Origin of the sequence: Enterococcus lemanii, assembly GCF_016909125.1 — a bacterium.
Classification (GTDB): Bacteria; Bacillota; Bacilli; order Lactobacillales; family Enterococcaceae; genus Enterococcus_I; species Enterococcus_I lemanii.
This window is the reverse complement of record NZ_JAFBFD010000038.1, coordinates 23758-29757: the sequence shown is the minus strand read 5'-3', so window position 1 is coordinate 29757 and position 6000 is coordinate 23758. Positions and strand designations below refer to the sequence as shown.

The following is a 6000-nucleotide window of genomic DNA, read 5'->3' as shown; positions in this document are numbered from 1 at the left end:
CCTGTGAGTACGTGTCTGTCAGAGACAACCTAATTGTACCATATGGGGAGGTTCCTTTTTTGTGTCTTTTTGAAAGACTGTTCTATCAAAGGTTTGAAGAGTCTAATAATTATGAAATTTGTTCAATTGCACTTTCATTATTTCTCCCGTAGCTACTTGCTCGGCTTTTGCATTTGCAACTTCTTGCTCTTGTTTATATTGTGCTTGTTTTAACGCCATTTCTTTGTTTGCCTCAGCAATTTCTGTCCGACGTCTGATTTCTTCTTGTTGCGCTAATTGCTCATTTTCAGCTTGTTTAATTCGCGTTTCGCGTAAAGCATTTGATTCAGCAACTTCTGCATTTTTTTTGACTTCAGCAATTTGAGGGCGTCCAAGTGCATCTAGATAGCCATTTGGATCCGTAACATCTTTAATCGTAAATGATACAATTTCTAACCCCATTTTACTTAAATCCGTTGAAGCGACTTTTTGAACTTGTTCTGCGAAATCATCGCGATTTTTATAAATTGCTTCCACAGTCATCGTCCCTAAAATTGCACGCAAATGCCCTTCTAAAACTTCTCTTGCTTCATCTTCTAAGTCTGCGGTAGATTTCCCTAAATACTGTTCTGCGGCTGTTTTAATTGATTCAACACTATTACCAACTTTAACTAAAACTGTTGCACTCGCCAGAATCGGAACCCCTTGTTCGGTATATACTTCTGGCGTTCCTATTTCTAATTTATGGGTTAATAAACTTAATTTATGGGCCTTTTGAACAATTGGAATGACAAAAGTACCGCTATTTCTTAAAATTTTGATGCCTTCTTTTCCTAAAAACGAACCAGTTACGATTAAGGCTTCATCCGGTTTTCCAATACGGTAACGAGCCATCAAAAAAATTAAGATTGCCAGAACCACTAGCACTACCCAAAAAAAGATACTCCCTAAAAATTCAAAAATTATAAACATTCACATTCTCTCCTCTTTTATTAATGTTTTTATATTTTTACTTTGAACGACCAAAGCAATTCCTTGTTCATCAAAATCGATAATTAAAACTTTTGTCCCCACCGGAAGTAAGTGATTTTCTTCCTGATCTTGTAAACGATAGAATTTAGCAGGGTAAACGGAACGGGCACTTTCACTACCAATTTCCATCACTTCTCCAATCGTGTTTCCTTGAATTTTTTCCGTTAGTTGCCCAAACAAAAAATCTTCTCTTGACAAGACGTTCGTCTGATTTTTATCAGTCAAGTGATTGTATAGGTACATGATTGGGAAAAAAATAAAACTTAGCACTAAGTACAAAGAAAAAAGCACGAACGAGATGAGCATTAAACCAATGATTATTTTAAGTAGTAGCGGCTGTTTCATCAACATTTGATTCAATTCCTGTAACCAGTCAATCACTTGATTCACCTACCTAACACCTTTTATTAATAAGAATCATAACGCAAGTTCTTTCGTTCTACAAGAAAAAAATAAGCAAAAAAAAAAGATACATCTTTAGTTGGATTTTATTATCCGACTAAAGACGTTCTTTTGTTTATAAATCTTTTTTGACTTCTTCTAAAGCAGACAACGCCCGATTAGCCAGCGCTGCATAACGTTCTTTTTTATCTTTAATTCGTTCAGTCAATTCTGGGAACAGACCAAAATTAGCATTCATTGGTTGAAAATGTTTGCCAGAAGCATGCGTGATATAATAAGCCATACTGCCCATTGCTGTTTCTTGTGGCAAAACAATTGGTTCTTCCCCTTTAACTAAGCGTGCCGCATTGATTCCTGCATGTAAACCACTTGCTGCACTTTCAACATATCCTTCAACACCAGTCATTTGACCTGCAAAAAACAAATCCTGACGTTTTTTAGACTGATACGTCGGTTCTAATAGTTCCGGACTATTCATAAAGCTATTCCGGTGCATCACACCATAGCGGACAATCTCAGCATTTTCCAAACCCGGAATCATTCGGAAAACACGTTTTTGCTCTCCCCATTTTAAATGCGTTTGAAAACCAACAATATTATATAAACTCGCAACCGCATTGTCTTGTCTAAGTTGAATTACGGCATAAGGACGTTTACCAGTTTTGGGATCTTCCAAGCCGACTGGTTTCATTGGACCAAACAGCATTGTTTTTGGCCCGCGATTGGCCATCACTTCAATAGGCATACAGCCTTCAAAGAATTTCTCTTTTTCGAATTCTTTAAGCGGGGCTACCTCAGCGGTGATCAATGCTTCACGAAATGCTTCAAACTCTTCTTTTGTCATCGGACAATTTAAATAGGCTGCTTCTCCCTTATCATAGCGTGATTTCAAGTAAACTTTATCCATATCAATTGTTGAGCGATCAATTATCGGTGCTGCTGCGTCATAAAAATAAAATCCTTCTGAACCATTAAACGCTTGAATCGCTTTCGCTAACGGTTCAGATGTTAACGGACCCGTTGCAACGATGGTCACTCCTTCGGGAATTTCTGTAATTTCTTGCGTAAAAACTGTTACTAAAGGGTGTTCCTTTACACGTTTGGTAATTAATTCAGAAAACGCATGGCGGTCGACTGCTAAGGCACCTCCAGCTGGTACAGCCGTTTCATCAGCAGAAGTAATCACAACTGAATTAAGTTGACGCATTTCTTCCTTTAACACCCCAACCGCATTTGCTAAACTATTACCGCGTAATGAGTTCGAACAAACTAATTCAGCAAAGTTATTCGTATGGTGTGCTTCCGTTGTTTTTACCGGGCGCATCTCGTATAGATGGACAGGAATTCCTGCTTGAGCTACTTGCCAAGCGGCTTCACTACCGGCTAAACCGGCGCCAATTACATTCACATGTTTCATTTTATTTCCCCTTTTATGTCTTAAAAAAGGAAAACCGAATCGATTATTTGAATGATTCCGTTTCCTTTGATTTTATTTTTGTACTGCTTCTTCATAGTCACCATTTGGACAAACGACTTGTTTTCCGCCTTTTACTTTCTTTTCAACTAGGAAATGCTCACATTTCGGACAGTTACGCCCAACTGGCTTATCCCATGAGACAAATTCGCATTCTGGGTATCGATTACAACCATAGAAAATACGATTTTTCTTAGATTTTCTTTCAATAATTTGTCCTTCATGACACGATGGACAAGCCACACCAATTTCTTTTACAATTGCTTTAGTATTCCGGCACTCTGGGAAGTTACTACAAGCATAGAATTTGCCATAACGACCTAATTTAATGACCATTGGTGAGCCACACAACTCACAATCAAAGCCGGCTGGTTCATCTTTAATTTGAATTTTTTCAATCTTTTCTTCCGCGCTAATCAGCTCTTTTTCAAATGGACGATAAAATTGATCAATAACCTTGACCCATTCTTCTTTTCCTTCTCCGATCGCATCTAAACTATTTTCCATTTCAGCGGTAAAATGAATATCTATAATTTGTGGGAAAAATTCTTCAATTAATGTATTAACAATTTCTCCCAGTTCAGTTGGTTCAAAGCGTTTTTGTGCCAACTTAACATAATAACGTTTTTGAATGGTTTCAAGCGTTGGTGCATAAGTTGATGGTCGTCCAACCCCATTTTCTTCTAAGGTTTTAATTAAAGTTGCTTCATTAAAACGTGCTGGTGGTTGGGTAAAGTGTTGTTTCGGTTCAATATCGACCGATTGAACAATATCACCTTCAACCAAGTCTGGCAAAATATTATCTTTTTCTTCTTTGCCACTATCGCTACCTTCAACATAAACTTGCATAAAACCTTTAAATTTCACTTTTGAGCCATTTGCAATAAAAATAACATTGTTTTGCATTAAAGTGACTTTCATCGTATCAAAAATAGCTGGTGTCATCTGACTTGCGACAAAACGTGACCAAATCAAAGTATATAATTTTAATTGATCTTTATCTAAATATTTCGCCATCTCTTCAGGTGTTCGCAAAGTACTCGTCGGTCGAATCGCCTCATGAGCATCTTGAGCCCCTTGCGTGTTTTTGGTGGCCTTATTTTGGTTTGCAACGAATTCTTTTCCGTAGGTTGTTTCAATAAATTCAGTTACTTCAACTTTTGCTGTATCAGATATTCGTTTTGAATCCGTACGCATATAAGTAATTAACCCAACTGTTCCTGATTTTCCTAAAGCAATTCCTTCATAAAGCTGCTGAGCAACCATCATTGTTTTGCGTGTCCTAAAATTTAATTTACGTGCGGCTTCTTGTTGCAAACTACTCGTGGTAAAAGGAGCGGCCGCTTGACGTTTCCGTTCTTTTTTCTCTACTTTGGTTACTTCAAAGTCTTTACCATCAAGACGATCGGTTACTTCTTTTACATTTTGAGCATTGGATAATTTTTTCTTTTTACCGTCTACGCCCCAAAAACTCGCTTTAAATTTTTTCTTAACTTTTTGGAAATTTCCATCTAGTGACCAATACTCTTCTGGTTCAAAATTACGGATTTCTCTTTCACGATCAATAATAATTTTTAAAGCAATCGATTGAACGCGGCCAGCACTTAAACCTTTTTTTACTTTACGCCACAAGATCGGGCTAATCGAATAACCGACTAGTCGATCTAGAATACGGCGGGCTTGCTGGGCATCAACTAAATCAAGATCAATGGTTCTTGGTTCTTTAAACGCTGCTTTTACTGCATCTTTCGTAATTTCGTTAAAGACTACGCGATTTTTATCTTTTAAATCTAAGCCGAGAAGAAAAGCTAAATGCCAAGCAATCGCTTCTCCTTCTCGGTCCGGGTCACTTGCAAGAAAAACTTTCTCTGCTTTTTTTGCTGCGGAACGTAATCCTTTGATGACGTCCCCTTTTCCCCGTATTGAAATGTAATGGGGTTCGTAATTATTTTCAACATCAATTCCCATTTTACTTTTTGGTAAATCACGAATATGTCCCACACTAGCGACAACTTTATAGTTTCTCCCTAAATACTTTTCAATCGTCTTTGCTTTTGCTGGTGACTCCACAATCACTAAATATTTATAAGCCATGAATCGATTGCGCTCCTTTCTTAAACAAAATACTTCTATATAATAGGTGTACTATTCTTTCACAATAAATCGTAGCCTATCATATCGGTAAGCAGAAAATTTGTCAAGAAAGGAAATTTTTAAAAAAGATAAAATAAAAAATAAATTTAATAATTTGGCAACTCTTCTAGTATATCTTGCCACTGAAAAACACACTTCGCACCGTCTTGGATTAAGCGGTGACAACCATTCGATTGCCCAGAAATAATTTCTCCAGGAATCGCAAAAACTTCTTTCCCGTACTCTAAAGCAAGTTGAGCCGTGATTAAAGAACCGCTTCTTTCTTTGGCTTCAATGACACACGTCCCTTGGGATATCCCAGCAATAATTCGATTGCGCATAGGAAAGTGATGTCTTTTAACGGCCGTATTTTTAGGGTACTCGCTTAAAACTAAATGATTTTTTTTCATTTCTAAAAAAATTGGCAACACCTCTTTCGGGTAACAAAGGTCTAGACCACATCCGACCACGCCAATGGTTTTCCCACCAAATCCAATCGTTAACTGATGACTATAGTAGTCCACTCCTTTGGCCAATCCGCTAACAATGACTTGCTTTTTTGTAACGAGCTTTGGAATTAATTGATAAAGCACATTATATGCATATGGCGTTGCTAAACGCGCACCTACTACAGCTAAAGTTGAATAGTCTAATAGCTTCAAATCACCTTCATAAAACAAAACGAGCGGAGGATCGGCAATATGTCGTAAGTTTTCAGGATATTCTTTTGAAAAATAAGTGATAAATTTTTGATCTTTTAATTTTTCCTCTAACCACTCGGGTGTTGTTTGTAACCAACTTTCTACAAAAACACCCCAATTCTTGGTTGGTTGAATTCTTTTTCTAATCACGTCTAAAGTAAGAGGAATTTCTGCGTATTTTTGAGCAAAGTTTAAAATTTTCCACTTATTCGTAATTCCAATTCCATCACAGTAAACTAATTTTAATAGTAGCTTTTCAAGCACTTCCTGATTATCCAT

Annotated in this window: 4 protein-coding genes and 1 pseudogene; all 5 read right to left on the bottom strand. The window is 37.1% G+C overall.

What is annotated here, in order from left to right; genetic code table 11:
- Nucleotides 1-123: 123 nt before the first annotated feature.
- Nucleotides 124-951 (bottom strand): annotated as a pseudogene (locus JOD14_RS10705) (flotillin family protein); the annotation flags it as partial.
- The gene (locus tag JOD14_RS10700) at nt 952-1317 is read right to left on the bottom strand and encodes a hypothetical protein (RefSeq protein WP_379962519.1); all 366 of its coding nucleotides are present in this window, start codon (nt 1315-1317) and stop codon (nt 952-954) included.
- A 211-nt stretch (nt 1318-1528) separates the two neighbouring features.
- On the bottom strand, nt 1529-2830 hold the full coding sequence (gene trmFO, locus JOD14_RS10695; protein ID WP_204654785.1) for an FADH(2)-oxidizing methylenetetrahydrofolate--tRNA-(uracil(54)-C(5))-methyltransferase TrmFO: 1302 nt from the start codon (nt 2828-2830) through the stop codon (nt 1529-1531).
- Nucleotides 2831-2902: 72 nt separating this feature from the next.
- Nucleotides 2903-4981 carry a type I DNA topoisomerase gene (gene topA, locus JOD14_RS10690; protein ID WP_204654784.1) on the bottom strand — a complete coding sequence of 693 codons (2079 nt, stop codon included), beginning with the start codon at nt 4979-4981 and terminating at the stop codon, nt 2903-2905.
- Nucleotides 4982-5127: 146 nt separating this feature from the next.
- Nucleotides 5128-6000 carry a DNA-processing protein DprA gene (dprA, locus tag JOD14_RS10685; RefSeq protein WP_204654783.1) on the bottom strand — a complete coding sequence of 291 codons (873 nt, stop codon included), beginning with the start codon at nt 5998-6000 and terminating at the stop codon, nt 5128-5130.